This is a genomic window from Allobosea sp. AAP35 (assembly GCF_001295925.1).
In the GTDB taxonomy this organism is placed as follows: Bacteria; Pseudomonadota; Alphaproteobacteria; order Rhizobiales; family Beijerinckiaceae; genus Allobosea.
Window position 1 is genome coordinate 22,622 of sequence record NZ_LJHQ01000067.1, and the last position, 17,460, is coordinate 40,081.

The 17,460-nt window shown below is 65.8% G+C and carries 17 protein-coding genes; 8 read left to right on the plus strand and 9 right to left on the minus strand.

The features are described 5' to 3' along the window. Nucleotides 1-102: 102 nt before the first annotated feature. The 5 genes from IP69_RS19280 (at nucleotide 103) to IP69_RS19300 (ending at nucleotide 4,908) form a co-directional block, all read left to right on the plus strand. Complete coding sequence (locus IP69_RS19280; RefSeq protein ID WP_054144448.1) at nucleotides 103-1,287, plus strand: lytic murein transglycosylase; 1,185 nt, start codon at nucleotides 103-105, stop codon at nucleotides 1,285-1,287. A gap of 91 nt (nucleotides 1,288-1,378) precedes the next feature. Beyond that, complete coding sequence (locus IP69_RS19285) at nucleotides 1,379-1,768, plus strand: RidA family protein (protein WP_054144468.1); 390 nt, start codon at nucleotides 1,379-1,381, stop codon at nucleotides 1,766-1,768. 85 nt (nucleotides 1,769-1,853) lie between these two features. Further along, the gene (leuB, locus tag IP69_RS19290; RefSeq protein WP_054144449.1) at nucleotides 1,854-2,963 is read left to right on the plus strand and encodes a 3-isopropylmalate dehydrogenase; all 1,110 of its coding nucleotides are present in this window, start codon (nucleotides 1,854-1,856) and stop codon (nucleotides 2,961-2,963) included. Between the two features lie 179 nt (nucleotides 2,964-3,142). Then, nucleotides 3,143-4,099: a protein-methionine-sulfoxide reductase catalytic subunit MsrP gene (msrP, locus tag IP69_RS19295; protein ID WP_054144450.1), complete on the plus strand. Its 957-nt coding sequence runs from the start codon at nucleotides 3,143-3,145 to the stop codon at nucleotides 4,097-4,099. A gap of 254 nt (nucleotides 4,100-4,353) precedes the next feature. Further along, nucleotides 4,354-4,908, plus strand: a complete 555-nt coding sequence (locus IP69_RS19300; protein WP_054144451.1) for an NADPH-dependent FMN reductase — start codon at nucleotides 4,354-4,356, stop codon at nucleotides 4,906-4,908. A 489-nt stretch (nucleotides 4,909-5,397) separates the two neighbouring features. On the opposite strand, the gene IP69_RS19305 is transcribed toward IP69_RS19300, so the two are convergent. The 3 genes from IP69_RS19305 to IP69_RS19315 form a co-directional block, all read right to left on the minus strand. Further along, entirely contained in the window at nucleotides 5,398-6,288 is an 891-nt protein-coding gene (locus IP69_RS19305) for a LysR family transcriptional regulator (RefSeq protein ID WP_054144452.1), read from the minus strand. A 142-nt stretch (nucleotides 6,289-6,430) separates the two neighbouring features. After that, nucleotides 6,431-7,396 (minus strand): thioredoxin-disulfide reductase, encoded by a 966-nt coding sequence (gene trxB / locus IP69_RS19310; RefSeq protein ID WP_054144469.1) that lies wholly within the window; start codon nucleotides 7,394-7,396, stop codon nucleotides 6,431-6,433. Between the two features lie 73 nt (nucleotides 7,397-7,469). Further along, complete coding sequence (locus tag IP69_RS19315) at nucleotides 7,470-8,441, minus strand: mitochondrial fission ELM1 family protein (protein WP_054144453.1); 972 nt, start codon at nucleotides 8,439-8,441, stop codon at nucleotides 7,470-7,472. Nucleotides 8,442-8,705: 264 nt separating this feature from the next. On the opposite strand from IP69_RS19315, the gene IP69_RS19320 reads away from it, so the two are divergent. Continuing rightward, entirely contained in the window at nucleotides 8,706-9,170 is a 465-nt protein-coding gene (locus IP69_RS19320) for an Lrp/AsnC family transcriptional regulator (RefSeq protein ID WP_054144454.1), read from the plus strand. A gap of 22 nt (nucleotides 9,171-9,192) precedes the next feature. Here the strand turns inward: IP69_RS19320 and IP69_RS19325 are convergent, their stop codons facing one another. From IP69_RS19325 to carB, 3 genes are all read right to left on the minus strand, one after another. After that, the gene (locus IP69_RS19325) at nucleotides 9,193-9,687 is read right to left on the minus strand and encodes a hypothetical protein (RefSeq protein ID WP_156323553.1); all 495 of its coding nucleotides are present in this window, start codon (nucleotides 9,685-9,687) and stop codon (nucleotides 9,193-9,195) included. Nucleotides 9,688-9,782: 95 nt separating this feature from the next. Continuing rightward, nucleotides 9,783-10,259: a transcription elongation factor GreA gene (gene greA, locus IP69_RS19330; protein WP_054144456.1), complete on the minus strand. Its 477-nt coding sequence runs from the start codon at nucleotides 10,257-10,259 to the stop codon at nucleotides 9,783-9,785. A gap of 101 nt (nucleotides 10,260-10,360) precedes the next feature. Continuing rightward, nucleotides 10,361-13,723 (minus strand): carbamoyl-phosphate synthase large subunit, encoded by a 3,363-nt coding sequence (gene carB, locus IP69_RS19335; RefSeq protein ID WP_054144457.1) that lies wholly within the window; start codon nucleotides 13,721-13,723, stop codon nucleotides 10,361-10,363. Nucleotides 13,724-13,936: 213 nt separating this feature from the next. On the opposite strand from carB, the gene IP69_RS19340 reads away from it, so the two are divergent. Then, nucleotides 13,937-14,341, plus strand: coding sequence for a GtrA family protein (locus IP69_RS19340; protein ID WP_054144458.1), 405 nt, complete (start codon nucleotides 13,937-13,939; stop codon nucleotides 14,339-14,341). Between the two features lie 37 nt (nucleotides 14,342-14,378). Here the strand turns inward: IP69_RS19340 and IP69_RS19345 are convergent, their stop codons facing one another. Continuing rightward, nucleotides 14,379-15,269 (minus strand): LysR family transcriptional regulator, encoded by an 891-nt coding sequence (locus IP69_RS19345; protein WP_054144459.1) that lies wholly within the window; start codon nucleotides 15,267-15,269, stop codon nucleotides 14,379-14,381. Between the two features lie 107 nt (nucleotides 15,270-15,376). Between IP69_RS19345 and IP69_RS19350 the strand changes: the two genes are divergently transcribed. Continuing rightward, on the plus strand, nucleotides 15,377-16,366 hold the full coding sequence (locus IP69_RS19350) for an MBL fold metallo-hydrolase (RefSeq protein WP_054144470.1): 990 nt from the start codon (nucleotides 15,377-15,379) through the stop codon (nucleotides 16,364-16,366). Here IP69_RS19350 and IP69_RS19355 read toward each other — a convergent pair. Both IP69_RS19355 and IP69_RS19360 read right to left on the minus strand, forming a co-directional pair. Beyond that, a complete protein-coding gene (locus IP69_RS19355; RefSeq protein WP_054144460.1) occupies nucleotides 16,363-17,079 on the minus strand; it encodes a class I SAM-dependent methyltransferase in 717 nt (238 codons plus the stop codon). The genes IP69_RS19350 and IP69_RS19355 overlap by 4 nt on opposite strands. 95 nt (nucleotides 17,080-17,174) lie before the next feature. Then, on the minus strand, nucleotides 17,175-17,460 hold a 286-nt coding region (locus tag IP69_RS19360), incomplete at its 5' end, for a hypothetical protein (RefSeq protein WP_210165950.1).

Here is a 17,460-nt window from a genome sequence, read left to right on the forward strand (position 1 = left end):
TGTGTTCCTGCGCGCCGGGCCCGCTCGCAAAATCAATCATGGTTAACCTCCGTTAACCGCAGCGCCCTAGTTTCGCGTCATTCATGCGATTCGGTGGAGACCATGCGAAACCTCATCTTGGCCCTGCCCCTCGTCCTGATCGCTTCCGCCGCCTCGGCGCAGGGCGGTTTCCAATCGTGTCTGTCGGGCCTGCGCTCCGACGCGGCTGCCAAGGGCGTGTCCACCACGACCTTTGATCGTGCCATGGCCGGCGTCGAGCCGGACATGAAGGTGATCGAGGCGATGAACAACCAGCCGGAGTTCAAGACTCCGATCTGGGATTATCTCGGCACGCTGGTCGATGACGAGAAGGTCGCGGAAGGGCGCAACATGCTGCGCCAGCACGCCTCGACGCTGGCGGCGGCCGAGCGGCGTTTCGGTGTCGATCGCCATACCATCGCCGCCGTCTGGGGCGTGGAGAGCGATTTCGGCAAGGCGCGCGGCCGGATGCCGCTGGTGCAGGCGCTGTCGACCGGGGCGTGTCTGGCGCCGCGCCGCAACGCCTTCTTCAAGGGCGAACTGATCGCGACGCTGCAGATCATCCAGCGCGGCGATGTCCGCCCGGAGCGGCTGTTTGGCTCCTGGGCCGGCGCCTTCGGCCACACGCAGTTCATTCCCTCGACCTATCTGCGGCTGGCTGTCGACGGCGATGGCGATGGGCGGCGCGATCTGGTCGATTCAATCCCCGACGCTTTGCACTCGACCGCCAATTTCATGGACAAGGCCGGCTGGGTCACCGGCGCGACCTGGGGCTACGAGGTGCGGGTGCCGCGCGGGTATGGGGGCCCGAGCGGGCGCAATCCCAAGCGGCCGCTCTCACACTGGGCCGGGCAGGGGATCGTGAAATTCGACGGCTCGGCGCTCGACGGCACGGGCAATGCCGGGCTCCTGATGCCGGCGGGGCGCAACGGCCCGGCCTTCCTCGTCTTCAAGAACTACGACGCCGCCTACAGCTATAACGGCGCGGATTCCTACGCGCTCGCCATCTCGCTCCTGTCGGACCGGCTGCGGGGGCGGCCGGGCGTGCAGGGCGAGTGGCCGACCGACGATCTGCCGCTCTCGCGTGAGCAGCGCCGCGAACTCCAGCGCCTGCTGATCGCGCGCGGCTTCGATGTCGGCGAGCCTGATGGCGCGGTCGGCGCGCTGACGCGCGGCGCGATCAAGCAGATCGAGGCCAAGATCGGCATGCCGCAGACCGGCCGGCCCGGCGAGAAGGTGCTGCGGGCGCTCAAGAGCGGGCGGGTTTAGCCCCAACGTCATGCTCGGGCTTGACCCGAGCATCTCCTGCGAGGGATTCTCGGGTCTGCGCTTCGCTTCGCCCGAGAATGACAGACTCCCCATGGCCCGCCGCCTGATCTCCACCGGTTCGCCCTTCGAGACCGCATACGGCTATTCGCGCGCGGTGATCGACGGGGATCTGGTGTTCGTGTCCGGAACGACCGGCTATGACTATGTCACCATGACGCTGCCGGAGGATGCCGCCGAGCAGGCGCGCAACATCTTCCGCACGCTGGACGCCGTGCTGACCGAGGCCGGCTCGTCGCTCGCTCATGTGGTCCGGGCGCAGTATTTCGTCACAGACCGGACCCATTGCGCGCCGGTGCTCGCCGTCTGCGGCGAGGTGTTTCGCGAGATTCGCCCGGCGGCCGGTATCTATGTCGTCGCGGGGTTGCTTCAGCCTGAAATGAAGATCGAGATCGAGGTGACTGCGCGGCTGGCGCGGCCCTGACATGGCGCGCGCGCCGCTTGCATGCAGGGGGCGTGCGCCCTAATCACCCGCCATTGCAGTTTCAAGAAACGGCGAGGCGACGACCATGGCGACCCATAAGCTATTGATGCTCCCCGGCGACGGCATTGGCCCCGAGGTGATGGGCCAGGTCGAGACCATCGTCTCCTGGTTCGGCAAGCAGGGCCTGGCCTCTTTCGAAATCGAGAAGGGCCTGGTCGGCGGCTGCGCTTATGATGCCCACAAGCAGGCGATCTCGGAAGGCGACATGAAGCTCGCCCAGGAAGCCGACGCCGTGCTGTTTGGCGCTGTGGGCGGGCCGAAATGGGCCGATGTGCCCTATCAGCACCGTCCCGAGGCCGGCCTGCTGCGGCTGCGCAAGGATCTCGGGCTGTTTGCAAACTTACGCCCCGCGATCTGCTATCCGGCGCTGGCGTCCGCCTCCTCGCTCAAGCCGGAGGTCGTCGAGGGGCTCGACATCCTGATCGTGCGTGAACTCACCGGCGGCGTCTATTTCGGCGAGCCCAAAGAGATTGTGACGCTGGAGGACGGCAGCAAGCGCGGCGTCGACACGCAAGTCTACACGACGCCGGAGATCGACCGAATCTGCCGCGTCGCCTTCGAGCTGGCGAGGACCCGCCGCAATAAGGTCTCCTCCGCCGAGAAGCACAATGTCATGAAGACCGGCGTGCTGTGGAAGCAGACGGTGACCGCCCTGCACGCCAAGGATTATGCCGATGTCGAGCTCGAGCATGTGCTCGCCGACAATTGCGCGATGCAGCTCGTGCGCTGGCCCAAGCAGTACGACGTCATCGTCACCGATAACCTCTTCGGCGATATCCTGTCGGATGTTGCGGCGATGCTGACCGGCTCGCTTGGCATGTTGCCCTCGGCGTCGCTTGGCGCGGAAGACCCTGCCACGGGCAAGCGCAAGGCGCTGTACGAGCCCGTCCATGGTTCCGCGCCCGACATCGCCGGCAAGGGGCTGGCCAACCCGATCGCGATGATCGGTTCCTTTGCCATGGCGCTGCGCTATTCGTTCGGGGCGATCGAGGCCGCCGACCGGCTGGAGGGCGCGATCGCCGATGTGCTGGGCTCCGGCACCCGCACCCAGGACATCGCAGCGCCCGGCGCCAACGCTGTCTCGACCACCGAGATGGGCCAGACGATCGTCAAGGCGCTGGAGGCGCGGGGCTGATCACTGAGCTCGTCATGGTCGGGCTTGACCCGACCATCTCAGGCAGCAATTTCGGGACGAGATGCTCGGGTCAAGCCCGAGCATGACGGCTGGTGCTCCACCTCTCCCCCTCGTGAATTGCGCCTGGCGCTTGGCCATGCGCTAGACTGTCGGCATCCGAAACGGGGTTTATCCGTCCGATGCTGATCAAGAACCGTCCTGCCTGGGCTCTGCCCGAGAGCCAGGCCACGCCCGAATCCATTTTCCTGAACCGCCGCGCCCTGATGGCCGGTGGCGCGGGGTTGATCGCCGGGGCGGCGCTCCCCGGCACGGCATCCGCGCAAGGCGCGGACCCGACGCTCGATCTCTATCCCGCGAAGAGAAACGAGACCTACACGCTCGACCGGCCGGTGACGCCCGAGGCGGATGCGGCGAGCTACAACAATTTCTACGAGTTTGGCACGTCGAAGGACATCGTCGCCGCCTCGAAGCGGCTGGTGACGCGGCCCTGGACGGTGGCGATCGACGGTATGGTCGAGAAGCCCTTCGAGATCGCCTTCGACGAGTTGGTCCGCAAGCTGCCGCTGGAAGAGCGGCTCTACCGCTTCCGCTGCGTCGAGGCCTGGTCGATGGCGGTGCCCTGGACCGGCATTCCGCTGAAGGCCTTCGTCGACTTCGCCAAGCCGCTCTCGGGCGCGAAATACATCCGCTTCGAGACCTTCCTCAATCCGCGCATGGCACCGGGCCAATCGGCCCGCTGGTATCCCTGGCCCTATACGGAGGGGCTGAGCATGGCGGAGGCGGCAAACGAGCTGCCGCTGCTGGTCACCGGCATCTATGGCAAGCCGATCCCGACCCAGCATGGCGCGCCGCTGCGGCTGGTGGTGCCGTGGAAATACGGCTTCAAGTCGGTGAAATCGATCACCAAGATCAGCTTCGTGTCCGAACGGCCCAAGACCTTCTGGGAAGGGCTGCAGGCGGCCGAATACGGCTTCTGGGCCAATGTGAACCCGGAGGTCTCGCATCCGCGCTGGAGCCAGGCGAGCGAGCAGATCCTGGGCACGCGCGACCGCAAGCCGACGCTTTTGTACAATGGCTATGGCGAGCAGGTCGCCGGACTCTACAAGGGGATGACGGGCGAAAAGCTCTTCATGTGAGGGCGCGGAGCCGTTTGTCGGCTGCGTCGCGGGAGCAGCAAAGCCATCCTGGTTTCGCGCGGCCGTCTGGATCGTTGCGCTGTGATGGCGATGACGGATATGGCCGCGCCATCTGCCCTCGGTGAGGGTAAGGTGCCTTGCCGCTGCCGATACGAGCGCGTTCGCCTCGGCCTGTCGGTGGACCCAAGGCTGGACCTGACGCGTTCCACTTTGGTCAAGCCTATCGTCAAACCCTTCACGCGAGGTTTCTTCCCATGGCACTGTTCACGCTCGCCATCATCGTCGGCAGCAACCGTAAGGCGTCGATCAACCGGAAGCTGGCCCAAGGGCTCGCCGGCCTCGGCGCGGGGGCTTTCACAGCCCATATCGCCCAGATCGACGATCTGCCTATGTACAATCAGGATCTCGAGGCGGAATCTTTCCCGGCCAGCGCAACGCGTCTGAAGGACGAACTCGCCCGGGCCGATGCCGTCCTGGTGGTGACGCCCGAGCACAACCGCTCGATTCCCGCCGTGCTGAAGAACGCGATCGACTGGGCGTCGCGTCCCTCGGGCAAGGGCGTCTGGGGCGGCAAGCCGCTCGCGATCATCGGGACGAGCCCGGGCGGTGTCGGGACCGCCTGCGCGCAGCAGCATCTGCGCGATATTCTCGGCAATCAGGGCGCGCTGGTCATGGGCGGCCAGATGTTCATCACCTGGAAGGACGGGCTGATCGACGACAGCGGCACCGTGACCGTCGAGGCGACGCGCGACTTCCTGCAGGGCTTCATGGACAAATTCGCCACGCTGGTGGGCAAGCTGACGGCGTAGCCGGCGTCATTGCTTCGCCTCGCTCGCCATGACGGCAGGTCGAGACAAAAGCCAAAAAAAAGGCCGGCATCCCGCGAGGGAGCCGGCCTTTGAAGTTTGAAACATCCGGCTCAAACGCCAAACATCTCAGAGGGGAACGGCTGAAACGAACTCGATGCCGGGAGGAGATAGCAGAGCCCGTTCCGAACAACCGTGATTGCTATATCGGGCAGCACATGCCTTTTTGCAATGCAGCATGAGTTGGGTCTGCCATGCGCCAGTTGCATGAACTGCGATCATATGGCGCAAATTAAGTCTAAATCATTGGCAAATATGCATACAGCGCAGGTGAGGGCCTGGGATCGGCAAAGATTCAGAAGGCATTTCTCGCACTGCAACGCGGATCGAGGGCGGTGGAGCGCAGCGCATCATCCGATTGAAGGACGACCGCCACAAAAGCGCCAAAGCCGCCGCCGAATTGGCGCCGGCCAAGCTAGACCAAGCCCATGATCAGTAGGTCCAGCGCTGGGCCTTCTGGATCAGGAAGTCGCGGAAAACCTGCACGCGCGCGACCGATTTCATCTCTTCCGGATAGACCAGATAGCTCTCGAGCTGCGGCATCTCGGTCTCGCGCATCAACTGCACCAGGGGCGACCCCGTCTCGATCAGGTAATCGGGCAGCACGGCGATGCCGGCGCCTGAATCCACCGCCCGCTTCATCGCGGTGATGTTGTTGACGGTGAGATGAATCGGACGGGGGTTGCGCTGATCGCGGCCCAGCGAGCCGAGCCAGTGAACCGCCGTCAGATAGGAGGGCGACGTCCCACCGAAGGACAGAATGCGGTGGTTGTCGAGATCCTCGTGGGATTTGGGCTCGCCGAACCGTTTCACATAGGCCGGCGAACCATAGACGTGGAAATGGACGGTGAAGAGCTTGCGCTGGATCAGGTCCGGCTGCTGCGGCTGGCGCAGGCGGATGGCGATGTCGGCCTCGCGCATCGACAGGTCGAGCTCTTCATCGGTGAGGATGAGGTCGACCTTGATGTCGGGGTAGAGATCGAGGAATTCGGCCAGGCGCGGCGTCAGCCAATGCCCGCCGAGCCCGCGCGTGGCCGTGACCTTGAGCTCACCCGACGGGTGCTCGCGCGTCTCGGAGAGCTGCGAGCGCGTGCGTTCGAGGCGCTGCGTCATCTCGCGGGCGGCCCGCCACAGCAATTCGCCTTGCTCGGTCAGGATCAGACCGCGCGTATGGCGATGAAACAGCGGCGCGCGCAGTTCGCGTTCGAGTGCGCCGATCTGCCGGCTGACGGCGGATTGACTGAGGCCCAGGACATCGCCAGCTTTGGTGAAGCTGCCGGACTCGGCGACGGTATAAAAGATCCTGATGCGGTCCCAATCCACCGCGGCCCCCCTTGTTATGCGTTTGACGCATGTTGGGGCTTAAAATCCTTGGAGGTCAACGCCCACGTGGCCTGACTGCGACCTTTTCACACTGAAATTGGTTACGAGGGTGATCAATTTCTGTGATGAGTTGGTCGGGGCTTCATTCCGCCGCCTGAAGATGCGCGAGTTCCTGCGCCTGCAGCCAGCGCTCGGCGTCGAGAGCGGCCATGCAGCCCATGCCGGCCGCGGTGACGGCCTGGCGGTAATGTTCGTCCGTGACATCGCCGGCGGCAAAGACGCCCGGCACATTGGTCTGGCTCGTGCCCGGGGTGACGTCGAGATAGCCGGATTCGCTCATGGCGAGCTGGCCCACGAAGAGCTCGGTCGCCGGCTTGTGGCCGATCGCGATGAAGACGCCGTCGGCCTTGAGATCACTCTCGATGCCGGTCTTGAGGTTGCGCAGGCGCAGATGGGTGACGTTTGGGGGCTGCGTCCCACCGCAGATCTCGGCGATCTCGGAATCCCAGACAACTTCGATCTTGGGGTGCTTGAACAGCCGGTCCTGCATCACCTTCTCGGCGCGCAGCGTGTTGCGGCGGTGGACCAGCGTGACCTTGCTGGCGAGATTGGCAAGGTACAGTGCCTCCTCGACGGCGGTGTTGCCGCCACCGACGACCGCGACCTCCTTGTTGCGGAAGAAGAAGCCGTCGCAGGTGGCGCAGGCCGAGACGCCGAAGCCCTGGAAGGCCTGTTCGGAGGGCAGGCCGAGCCATTTTGCCTGGGCGCCGGTGGCAATGATCAGCGAATCGCAGGAATAGGTCTCGCCGCCATCGCCCCAGAGCCGGAACGGGCGCTGCGAAAGATCGACCTTGGCGATATGGTCGGAGACCATGCGCGTGCCCATGTGCTCGGCCTGGGCGCGCATCTGCTCCATCAGCCAGGGACCCTGGACCACATCGGCGAAGCCTGGATAATTCTCGACATCGGTCGTGATCATCAGCTGGCCGCCGGCCTGCAGGCCCGAGATCATCACGGGCTCCATCAAGGCGCGGGCGGCATAGATCGCGGCGGTATAGCCGGCGGGGCCTGAGCCGACGATCATCACGCGGGCATGGGTATGGGCCATCATCTTTGTCCTTTTCCTTGCCCTCGTGACATACGATGCCGGCCGCGCGATGCAAGCGCGAGAGCGTTCAAGATCAGGCGAGGCTCAACTGCTGCCTGTGCATAAGCCAGCGCTGCCTGACGGCGTCGGCGATCGCCCGGGTCGCATCCACGGGAACGTAGCGTGTCCCGGCCAGGGCGCCGTCGAAATGATGCACCATGCCCTGACGTTTCAGCGCCTCGAGAAACTTCGCCAGCTTGCCGTGGCCGCCATGGGGCTCGAACACCAGGATGGGGGCGCCCGTCGCGGTGGCCTCGCCGATCATGTTGGTGGAATCGGCGGTGGTGACGATGGCGTCGGCATGGGCCAGCAGCGCGACATAGGGGTTTTCGCCCGTCCCGTCCCACCACCAGCCGCCATGACGGGCGAAGACCGCGGCGACGGCAGCGTCCAGCGCCGGCGTGGTCCGGCGCGAGCGCGAGCCCATCAGCGCGACGCCGGAGCGGGCGAGCGCGTCGAGGGCGTCGGCGAAACGGGCGATGTCTTCGGGCCGGAAGCGGTGATGCCGGCTGTCGCCGCCGACCAGCACGGCCGCGCGCGGCACGGGCAAAGGCGCGACCCAGGACGGGGGCGTCAGCCGCGCCCGCTCCAGACGCTGCGGCGCGAGGCGATGCGGCGAGGTCGTCGTCACCAGCACGTTGTCGCCGCGCAGCCGGTCATGCTCGGCAACCCAGATCAAGTCGGCCGCGCCCGTGCCCATGCGCGGGTCCTTCAGGATGACGGTGAAGGTCGCGCCGTTCGAGGCCTTGCGGACAGCGCGCACATAGGCGATCGCCCGTCGCCCCGACGCGATCAGGATGTCGGGGAAGGGCGGAGCGATCGGGCTTCCGGTACGCTCCGGCCCCTCGCGCGGATCGATCGGCCCGCGCGGCATCAGCCAGGCGAAGGGTTTGCGCGGCGCGATCCGCCGGATCTCGGGCGTGACGCCCAGCCGCTCGGCGACGCCGAGGCATTGCACTTCGTCGCCGGCCTTGCCGTCGGTCAGGACCCAGACAGTGGGAAGCATGGCATCATTTGAGCGCGGGTCAGGCAAGCTTGGCTCCGGAGTTCCCTCCCCCCGCTTGCGGTGGGAAGGGTTAGGGTGGGGGGCAGTGCCGCTGGACGAGACAATGACGGGTGGGGCTCCGGCTTTTCGGCCCCCCACCCAGGCCCTCCCCACCGCAAGCGGAGGGAGGAAGAGCATGCCATCGGCCGAACGGCAGCACGGCACCTGCCTTGTATCGCCAAGACGCTGCGTCTACACCAGCGCAACCTTGCTCCGAGGCCCTTTGTGCGATCCAAACTCGACGATATCGACACGGCGATCCTGCGCGAATTGCAGGGCGACGGGCGCATGACCAATGTCGAGCTGGCGAGCCGCGTCGGCATCTCGCCGCCGCCCTGCCTGCGGCGCGTGCGGGCGCTGGAAGAGGCCGGGCTGATCACCGGCTACCGGGCCCAACTCGACGAGCGCAAGCTGGGGCTCGACGTCGTCTGCTTCGCCTTCGTGCATCTCGCCAGCCAGGCGGAGGCCGATCTCGAAGCGTTTCAGGATCGGATCCGGGCCTGGCCGGCAGTGCGCGAATGCTGGAAACTCTCAGGCGACATCGATTTCGTGCTGAAATGCGTCGCGCCCGACCTCAAGGCGTTTCAGGACTTCGTCGGGGAACTGACCGGCCTGCCCAATGTTCGAAACGTTCGCACGGCGCTGGCGCTCGACCGGGTCAAGGATGAGCCGATCGTTCCGTTCGGGTGATCTTCATCGCCGCGGGACTGGCTCAGCCGCCGAGATAGCGCTTGATCCAGAGCGCGTTGTTCTCGATCAGGGCGGCGACGCGGCGCTGATCGACATCGGGGCGGTACCAGGCGCCGCCGGAATCCGAGCCAATGTTGGACAGGATCGACCAGTTGGCGAGTACCTCGCCGCGCGGGCCGGTGAGGACATAGTCGGCATCGAAATTATCCATGCTCGCGCTACCGCCACCGAACTTGCCGCCGCCACCGCCACCGGCCCAACTCGCCAGCCAGACGCCCTTGACGGTGACGTTAAGGGTCGGCCCGCCGCGCCGGACCATTGGAGCGAGCGTGGTCGCGAGTTGGCGCTCGAGGTCGCGTCGAATCTCCTGGGACCGCTGACCCCAGCCCTGAGCCGAAAGGCGGGAGGTGTCGACGCGGATCGCACCGACGGTTCTGACCTGCGCCAGCGCGGGGCCGGCGAAGGCGAGCAACGCGCCGGCCATGGTGGAGAGAACAAATGCGCGGCGGGTCGTCATGGCTGGAACTCCCTCGAGGTCAGCAACTCATGTAATGTCGCGTACCGGGAACACCAAGGCAGGCGCGAACGCCACCCGCGTCGAAGCGGCTGGCTTTACCGGAAGACGACGCTCACGACCTCGTAGGACTTGCCGCCGCCGGGCGTGTTGACCTGCACGTTGTCACCGACCTTCTTGCCGATCAGCGCGCGCGCGATCGGCGAGCCGATCGAGACCTTGCCGGATTTCACATCCGATTCGGGTTCGCCGACAATCTGGTAGCTCTTCTCTTCCTCGGTATCGTCGTCGATCAGCTTGACGGTGGCGCCGAACTTGATCGTGTCGCTGCCGACGAGCTTGGCGATGTCGATGATGTCGGCCCGGCCGATCAGCGATTCCAGCTCCTGGATGCGGCCTTCATTGAGAGCCTGCGCTTCCTTGGCGGCATGATACTCGGCGTTCTCCGAGAGATCGCCATGGGCGCGCGCTTCCGAGATCGCCGCGATGATGCGCTGGCGCTGCACCTGCTGGCGATCCGTGAGTTCGGCCTCCAGAGCGGCAAAGCCGCCGGCGGTCATCGGAACCTTTTCCATCGTCTCGTCCCATCATGCGAAAGCGGGTGATCGCCGGCGGCTGCTTTGCCGCCCGCGCCCCGCTTCCTGTCGTTTCTCTCAACTTCGGCGGCGTGCCGCCTTCAGGCGACGCTGACGAAGTAGGATTGCAGCGATCGTACTTCGAGATCGCCGCTGCAATAGGCCTTGATGCCTTCCGCTGCCGCGATCGCTCCGGCCAAGGTGGTATAATAGGGCACCTTGTGCAAGAGGGCCGTTCGGCGAAGCGAGCGTGAATCCGTCAGGGCCTGCGGGCCGTCCGTTGTGTTGAAGACGAGCTGGATTTCGCCGTTCTTGATCGCATCGACGACGTGGGGACGGCCTTCCAGCACCTTGTTGATCTTGGTGGCCGCGATGCCCTCGTCCTGCAGCAGGCGCAGCGTGCCGCCGGTCGCCAGCACGCGGAAGCCGAGATCGGCCAGCATCCTGACGCTCTCAACGATGCGGGGCTTGTCCTGGTCGCGCACCGAGACGAAGACCGTGCCCTTGACCGGGACCTTCGAGCCCGCACCGAGCTGGCTCTTGGCGAAGGCGATGTCGAAGGAACGGTCGAGCCCGATGACCTCGCCGGTCGAGCGCATTTCCGGCCCCAGCAGCACGTCGACGCCGGGGAAGCGTGCGAAGGGGAAGACCGCCTCCTTGACGCCGACATGGCCGAGCGGCTCCGCCTTGAGGCCGAAACTCGCCAGGCTTTCGCCGGCCATGATGCGTGCCGCGATCTTGGCGACGGGAATGCCGACGACCTTGGCGACGAAGGGCACGGTGCGCGAGGCGCGCGGGTTCACCTCCAGCACATAGATGTCGCCGTCCTTGATCGCATACTGGACGTTCATCAGCCCGCCGACATCGAGCGCCAGCGCCATCGCCTTCGTCTGGCGCTCCAGTTCGGCAATGGTCTCAGGCGAGAGCGAGCGTGGCGGCAGTGAGCAGGCCGAATCGCCGGAATGGATGCCGGCCTCCTCGATATGCTCCATGATGCCGGCGATGAAGGCGTCCTTGCCGTCGGCGAGGCAGTCGACATCGACCTCGATGGCGTCCGACAAATAGCGGTCGAACAGCAGCGGATTCTTGCCCAGCACCGTGTTGATCTGGCCGGTCTTGTCGTTGGGATACTTGGCCTTGACCTCGGAGGGGATCAGCGAGGGCAGGGTGCCGAGCAGATAGTCCTCGAACATCACTTCGTCGCGAATGATCGCCATGGCGCGGCCGCCGAGCACATAGGACGGGCGCACGACGAAGGGCAGGCCGAGCTCGGCCACGATCATGCGGGCCTGCTCGACCGAATAGGCGATGCCGTTCTTGGGCTGCTTGAGCTGCAGCTTGTCGAGCAGGCGCTTGAAGCGGTCGCGGTCCTCGGCGAGGTCGATCGCGTCGGGCGAGGTGCCCAGGATCGGGATGCCGGCCTCTTCCAGCGCGTTCGCCAGCTTCAGCGGGGTCTGCCCGCCGAACTGGACGATGACGCCGTGCAGCGTGCCGTTCTGCTTCTCGGTCTCGAGGATCTCGAGCACGTCCTCGGCCGTCAGCGGCTCGAAATAGAGCCGGTCGGAGGTGTCGTAGTCGGTCGAGACGGTTTCCGGGTTGCAGTTGACCATGATGGTCTCGTAGCCGGCATCCTTGAGCGCATAGCAGGCATGGCAGCAGCAATAGTCGAACTCAATGCCCTGGCCGATGCGGTTGGGACCGCCTCCGAGGATCACGACCTTCTTGCGATCGGACGGGTTGGCCTCGTCGGCCGCCTTGCCGGCGAAGGGCATGGCGTAGGTCGAATACATATAGGCCGTCGGCGAAGCGAACTCGGCGGCGCAGGTGTCGATGCGCTTGTAGACGGGACGGACGTCGAGCGAGCGGCGCAGCTTGGTCACCTCGGCCTCGGTCTTGCCGGAGACCGCGGCGAGGCGCTTGTCGGAGAAGCCCATCGCCTTGACCTGGCGGAACGCGCCCGGGGTCTGCGGCAGGCCGAATGTGCGCACCTTCTCCTCGGTGTCGACGATTCCGCGCATCTGTTCGAGGAACCAGGGGTCGATCTTGCAGCTCTCATGGATCTGCGCATCTGTGAAGCCGAAGCGCATGGCCTGCGCGACCTGGAGGATGCGGTCGGGGGTCGGTGTCGAGAGCGCGGCCTTGATCGCGTTCCTGTCGTCGCCCTTGCCCATGTTCTCGATCTCGATCTCGTCGAGGCCGTCGAGCCCGGTCTCCAGCGAGCGCAGCGCCTTCTGCAGGCTCTCCTGGAAGGTCCGGCCGATCGCCATGGCCTCGCCGACCGACTTCATCGCGGTGGTCAGGGTCGGCTCGGCGCCGGGGAACTTCTCGAAGGCAAACCGGGGAATCTTGGTAACGACATAGTCGATCGTCGGCTCGAAGGAGGCCGGGGTCGCGCCGCCGGTGATGTCGTTTTCGATCTCGTCGAGCGTGTAGCCGACGGCCAGACGCGCGGCGACCTTGGCGATCGGGAAACCGGTGGCCTTGGAGGCCAGCGCCGAGGAGCGGGAAACGCGCGGGTTCATCTCGATGACGATCATGCGGCCCGTGGCGGGATCGACCGCGAACTGCACGTTGGAGCCGCCGGTCTCGACACCGATCTCGCGCAGCACCGCCAGCGAGGCGTCGCGCATGATCTGGTATTCCTTGTCGGTCAGCGTCAGCGCCGGCGCGACCGTGATCGAATCGCCGGTGTGGACGCCCATCGGGTCGATGTTCTCGATCGAGCAGACGATGATGCAGTTGTCGTTCTTGTCGCGGACAACCTCCATCTCGTACTCTTTCCAGCCGAGCACGCTCTCCTCGATCAGGACCTCGCTGGTCGGCGAGGCGTCGATGCCGCGCTCGACGATGTCGATGAATTCGCCCTTGTTGTAGGCGATGCCGCCGCCGGTCCCGCCCATGGTGAAGGAGGGGCGGATGATCGCGGGCAGGCCGATATCCTCGAGCGCATCGAGCGCCTGGCCGAGCGTCTTGATCTGGTGCGAGCGCGGCGTGTCGAGGCCAATCTTGGTCATCGCGTTGCGGAAGAGTTCGCGGTCCTCGGCCTTGTCGATCGCCTCGGCGGTGGCGCCGATCATTTCGACGTCGAACTGCTCGAGGACACTGATCTTGCTGCCGTCGGGCTGCGGAATCGACTTCTTGTTCAACGAGAGCGCGCAGTTGAGTGCGGTCTGGCCGCCCATTGTGGGCAGCAGGGCGAAGCCACCGGGGAGCACGTTGCGCTCCTTCTCGATGATCTTGGCCACGATCTCGGGCGTGATCGGCTCGACATAGGTCGCGTCCGCGAGGTCCGGATCCGTCATGATCGTGGCCGGGTTCGAATTGACCAGCACGATGCGGTAGCCCTCGGCCTTCAGCGTCTTCACGGCTTGCGTGCCGGAATAGTCGAACTCGCAGGCCTGGCCGATGATGATGGGGCCGGCGCCGATGATCAGGATGGTCTTGATGTCTGTGCGCTTGGGCATGAGGCTCGACTTTTCGTCTTCCGCGAGGGCGCGCGTCTCCAGCCGTCCGATCGCAAGAGCGGGCCGGTGCGAGCGCCTGAGATGAATGCTAGGCGCTCGCTATAGAGGGGCGAAGCGGCTCAGGGAAGGGGAAAGCGCGCGGATGCGTCCTGGCGCACAGGTTTTGGGGCTGAAATCCGTTCCGGGTTGAAGCGAATCCTGTAAGGAGCGACCATGCCGCTGCGTCGCTACCCCCGTCAGACCCGCCAGCTCCTGGCCTATGTCCTCGCCGGGGGTATTACGGCGGTCGCGCATTACGGCGTGCTGGTTGCGCTGGTCGAACTCGCGCGTGTCGATCCGGTGCCGGCGACGCTGGCGGGCTTCGTGGTCGGCGCGGTCGTCTCCTATACCCTCAACCGCTGGCTGACGTTCGACGCGACGCACAGCCATGGCCAGGCGACCTGGCGCTTCGGCCTTATCGCGGCCGGGGGATTTGCGCTCACAGGGGTGCTGATGCACTGGTTTGTGGCGGAAGCCGGCCTGCCCTACCTGCCGATGCAGCTCGTCACCACGGGGATTGTGATGGTGTTCTCGTTCCTGGGGCACAAGTTCTTCAGCTTTGCCGATCGGTCCAGCTGAGGCTGCGGCGCGCGCTGGTCCGAGCGCAGCCGCTCGATCAGGTCTCGGCTCTGACATGATCGAGAAAGGCCCGCATGGCGGCACTCGGGTGGCGTCGGTTGGGGTAATAGAGATACCAGCTCGGAAGCCTTGGGCTCCAATCGGGCATCAACTCGATCAGGCGACCATCGTCGAGATAGGGTTGGGCATAGGTTTCAAAGACATGGGCGATACCCTGGCCGGCGAGGGCGGCCTGGACCTCCTGATGCGCCGAGCCCAGCGTCAGCCGCGCGTCCGGCGCGATCGCCAGGGTCTCACCGTCCTTCTCGAAGTCCCATGACGCCAGCGCCCCACCGGGAAAGCGGCGGCGGATGCAGTCATGCCCCATCAGGTCGTGCGGTGTGAGCGGCATTCCCCGTCCGTCGCGATAGGCGGGTGAGCAGACGATTGCGTAGCGCAAGGGTGGGCCCAAGGGCGTGGCGATCATGTCCTGCGCCAGCTGCTGGCCGAAGCGGACGCCGGCGTCGAAGCCCTGCTCGACGATGTCGATGAGGGCGGCATCGCTGACGATCTCGACCTTCACATCGCGGTAGCGGCGCATGAAGTCGAACACGAGCGGACACAGCACATGGTCCACCGCCGGGGCCGGGGCGTTGATCCGGATCAGGCCCGAGGGCGTGTCACGCAGCTGATCGAGGTCCTCCAGCGCCTGACGGATGTCGTCCAGCGCCGGAGCAAGCCGCGCGAGCAGGCGTGCGCCGGCTTCGGTCGGGGCCACGCTGCGGGTCGTGCGGTTGAGAAGACGGATGCCCAGGGCCTCTTCGAGCGTCGTCATGGTCTGGCTCAGGGCAGAGGATGAGACACGCCGCTCCTTCGCCGCCGCGCGAAAGCCCCCGCACCGGATAATCGCTGCAAAAACCTCCAGGCTGTCGAGGCGGAGCAGGCTCACTGGGAAGTTGACCTTATCAAGCTGATCAAGATTGAGCAGCTTATGCGTGCGTCAAGGCGCTGTCATCCTGTGCCGACCAGACCTGACAAAAAGCAACCGGGATGACGATGAGCCGACTGACCCTCAACCGCCGAACGATCATGCTCTCAGCCGCAAGTGGCGGTGCCGGTCTCATGCTTGGGAGGCTCCATATGGGTGGCGCCCACGCGCAGACACCGACGGTGCCCCCGGCCAATGCCGGCTTTTATCACTTTCGCGTCGGCGACATTCGCGCGACGGTGCTGAGCGACGGCGTCATCGGGGGACCGCCGCGGATCTATGCCAGCGACGCTCCGGAAGCGGATCTGAAGAGCGTGCTGCGGCGCGCCTTCCTGCCCACCGACCACCTCACCTTGAACCTGAATACGCTCCTGATCGAGACGGGCGGTCGGCGCATCCTGCTCGAAGCTGGCGCGGGCTTGACGATGGGCCCTCATGGCGGCCGCCTCTTCGCCAACCTCGCGGCCATCGGGCTGACCCCGAGCGACATCGATGTCATCGTCGTCTCTCACACCCATCCCGATCATGTCGGCAATTTGCGGGGCGCCGATGGCGGAAAGGCTTTCCCGCGCGCCACGGTCTTCGCGCCGAAGGCCGATTGGGATTTCTTCGTGAAGGGCGAGCCTGATCTGTCCTATATGCCGGTGCCCGCGGATTTCCGAACCCGGTTCGGTGCCGCGATCAAGCGGAGCGTGGAGCCCGTTGCCGCGACGGTCGAACTCTACGAGCCGGGCCAGGAGATCGTGTCAGGCCTCACCAGCCTCGCCGCTGCGGGCCACACGCCCGGCATGGCCGCGTTCCTTGTCCACTCCGGGAGTGACCAACTGCTGCTGACCGCCGATCTCGCCTATCATCCGGTGGTCAACATCGACCGCCCGTGGCTCCCCGGTCCCGACCGCGACAAGGAGGCGGCATTGGCTGCGCGCCGACGGATCTTCGATCGCGCCGCCGCCGAGCAGATGCTGGTTTTGGGCTTCCACTACCCGTTCCCGGGGCTCGGCCGCATGCTGAAGATCGATGGCGGCTATGCCTGGGTGCCGGCGAACTGGCAGTTTTAGACTGGCAATCGCTGGCCTAAGTCACCCGCCTTGCGCCCCACCAGAGTCAGCCGATGCGGGTTGTGGCCGAAGTTTTTCGCTGGCGTGACGTCCTCAAAACCCGCTGCCGTGATCAGCCCGGCGATCTCGTCGATGCGGTAGGTCGACAGCCCGTATTGCGCCCGCAGCTTGCGGTAGTCGGAGAAGGCGGTGCGAATGAGCCCGGCGAGCGCCGCCATCAGGAACCCGCCGCGCCAGGCGAAGCCGAGCAGTTGCGAGGCGTCGGTCAGCGGGCTGACATCGGGCGGGATGATGTCGGCGACGACGAGTTTGCCGCCGGGCTTGAGCTTGGACCGCCAGGTCGCCAGCAGCGCCACCAGTTCCTCGCGCGAGAGATACTGGATCAGCGAATTGGCGACGACGAGGTCGAGCGTCGCCTCGGGCAGCGCCTCGACCTCTTCGGGCGCGACGACCGCCACGTTCTCCCGGCCGCCTAGCATGGCGCGAAGCTTCTCGCGCACGCTGGGCGCCGCCTCGCAGAGATAGAGCTTGCCGCAACGGCTGGCGACGCGGCCGGCATCGAGCGCCTCGCCGCAGCCATGGTCGAGCACGACGGAGTCGGGGGCCGGGATATGCCCGGTCAGGTCGGTCGCGATCTGCCGATAATGCAGCGCCTTGTGGCGCGGCGAGACATAGATCGCGTGTTCGCCATTCCAGAAATCGCGCCAGGACATCGCTTTTGCCGTTCCGCAGGGGCGCGCGAGGATCTCCCGCGCCGCCGCCCGAGCACTACGCCGCGCGAGGGCGCGTTAGCAAGCGGGGCGGCCGGTCACAGCGGCGCGACCACCCGCTCGTCATGGGTGTGGACGAAGGTCAAAGCCGCGCCGCGAAACTGCGTCCAGGCCGGAACCGCTTCGTTTGAGGGCGAGACCCGCCCTGTGGCTTGCGCCGTTTCGTCATCGGCGCTTTCCGCAACGAGCACGCTGTCGGGATCGATCCGGGCCGATCGGCATAAGGCACGGGCAATCCGCGTGATTCTGTCGTTTTCCATGGCAGGCTCCGGCGTGGTCGAGCCGGTGGAACGCCGGTCGCAGCAGCCTGTTCCGGGGGGGGGG

Coding starts and splice junctions, on each gene's coding strand:
- IP69_RS19280 (WP_054144448.1), top strand. CDS start 103: ATGCGAAACCTCATCTTGGCCCTGCCCCTCGTCCTGATCGCTTCCGCC.
- IP69_RS19285 (WP_054144468.1), top strand. CDS start 1,379: ATGGCCCGCCGCCTGATCTCCACCGGTTCGCCCTTCGAGACCGCATAC.
- leuB (WP_054144449.1), top strand. CDS start 1,854: ATGGCGACCCATAAGCTATTGATGCTCCCCGGCGACGGCATTGGCCCC.
- msrP (WP_054144450.1), top strand. CDS start 3,143: ATGCTGATCAAGAACCGTCCTGCCTGGGCTCTGCCCGAGAGCCAGGCC.
- IP69_RS19300 (WP_054144451.1), top strand. CDS start 4,354: ATGGCACTGTTCACGCTCGCCATCATCGTCGGCAGCAACCGTAAGGCG.
- trxB (WP_054144469.1), bottom strand. CDS start 7,396: ATGGCCCATACCCATGCCCGCGTGATGATCGTCGGCTCAGGCCCCGCC.
- IP69_RS19315 (WP_054144453.1), bottom strand. CDS start 8,441: ATGCTTCCCACTGTCTGGGTCCTGACCGACGGCAAGGCCGGCGACGAA.
- IP69_RS19325 (WP_156323553.1), bottom strand. CDS start 9,687: ATGACGACCCGCCGCGCATTTGTTCTCTCCACCATGGCCGGCGCGTTG.
- greA (WP_054144456.1), bottom strand. CDS start 10,259: ATGGAAAAGGTTCCGATGACCGCCGGCGGCTTTGCCGCTCTGGAGGCC.
- carB (WP_054144457.1), bottom strand. CDS start 13,723: ATGCCCAAGCGCACAGACATCAAGACCATCCTGATCATCGGCGCCGGC.
- IP69_RS19340 (WP_054144458.1), top strand. CDS start 13,937: ATGCCGCTGCGTCGCTACCCCCGTCAGACCCGCCAGCTCCTGGCCTAT.
- IP69_RS19350 (WP_054144470.1), top strand. CDS start 15,377: ATGAGCCGACTGACCCTCAACCGCCGAACGATCATGCTCTCAGCCGCA.
- IP69_RS19355 (WP_054144460.1), bottom strand. CDS start 17,079: ATGTCCTGGCGCGATTTCTGGAATGGCGAACACGCGATCTATGTCTCG.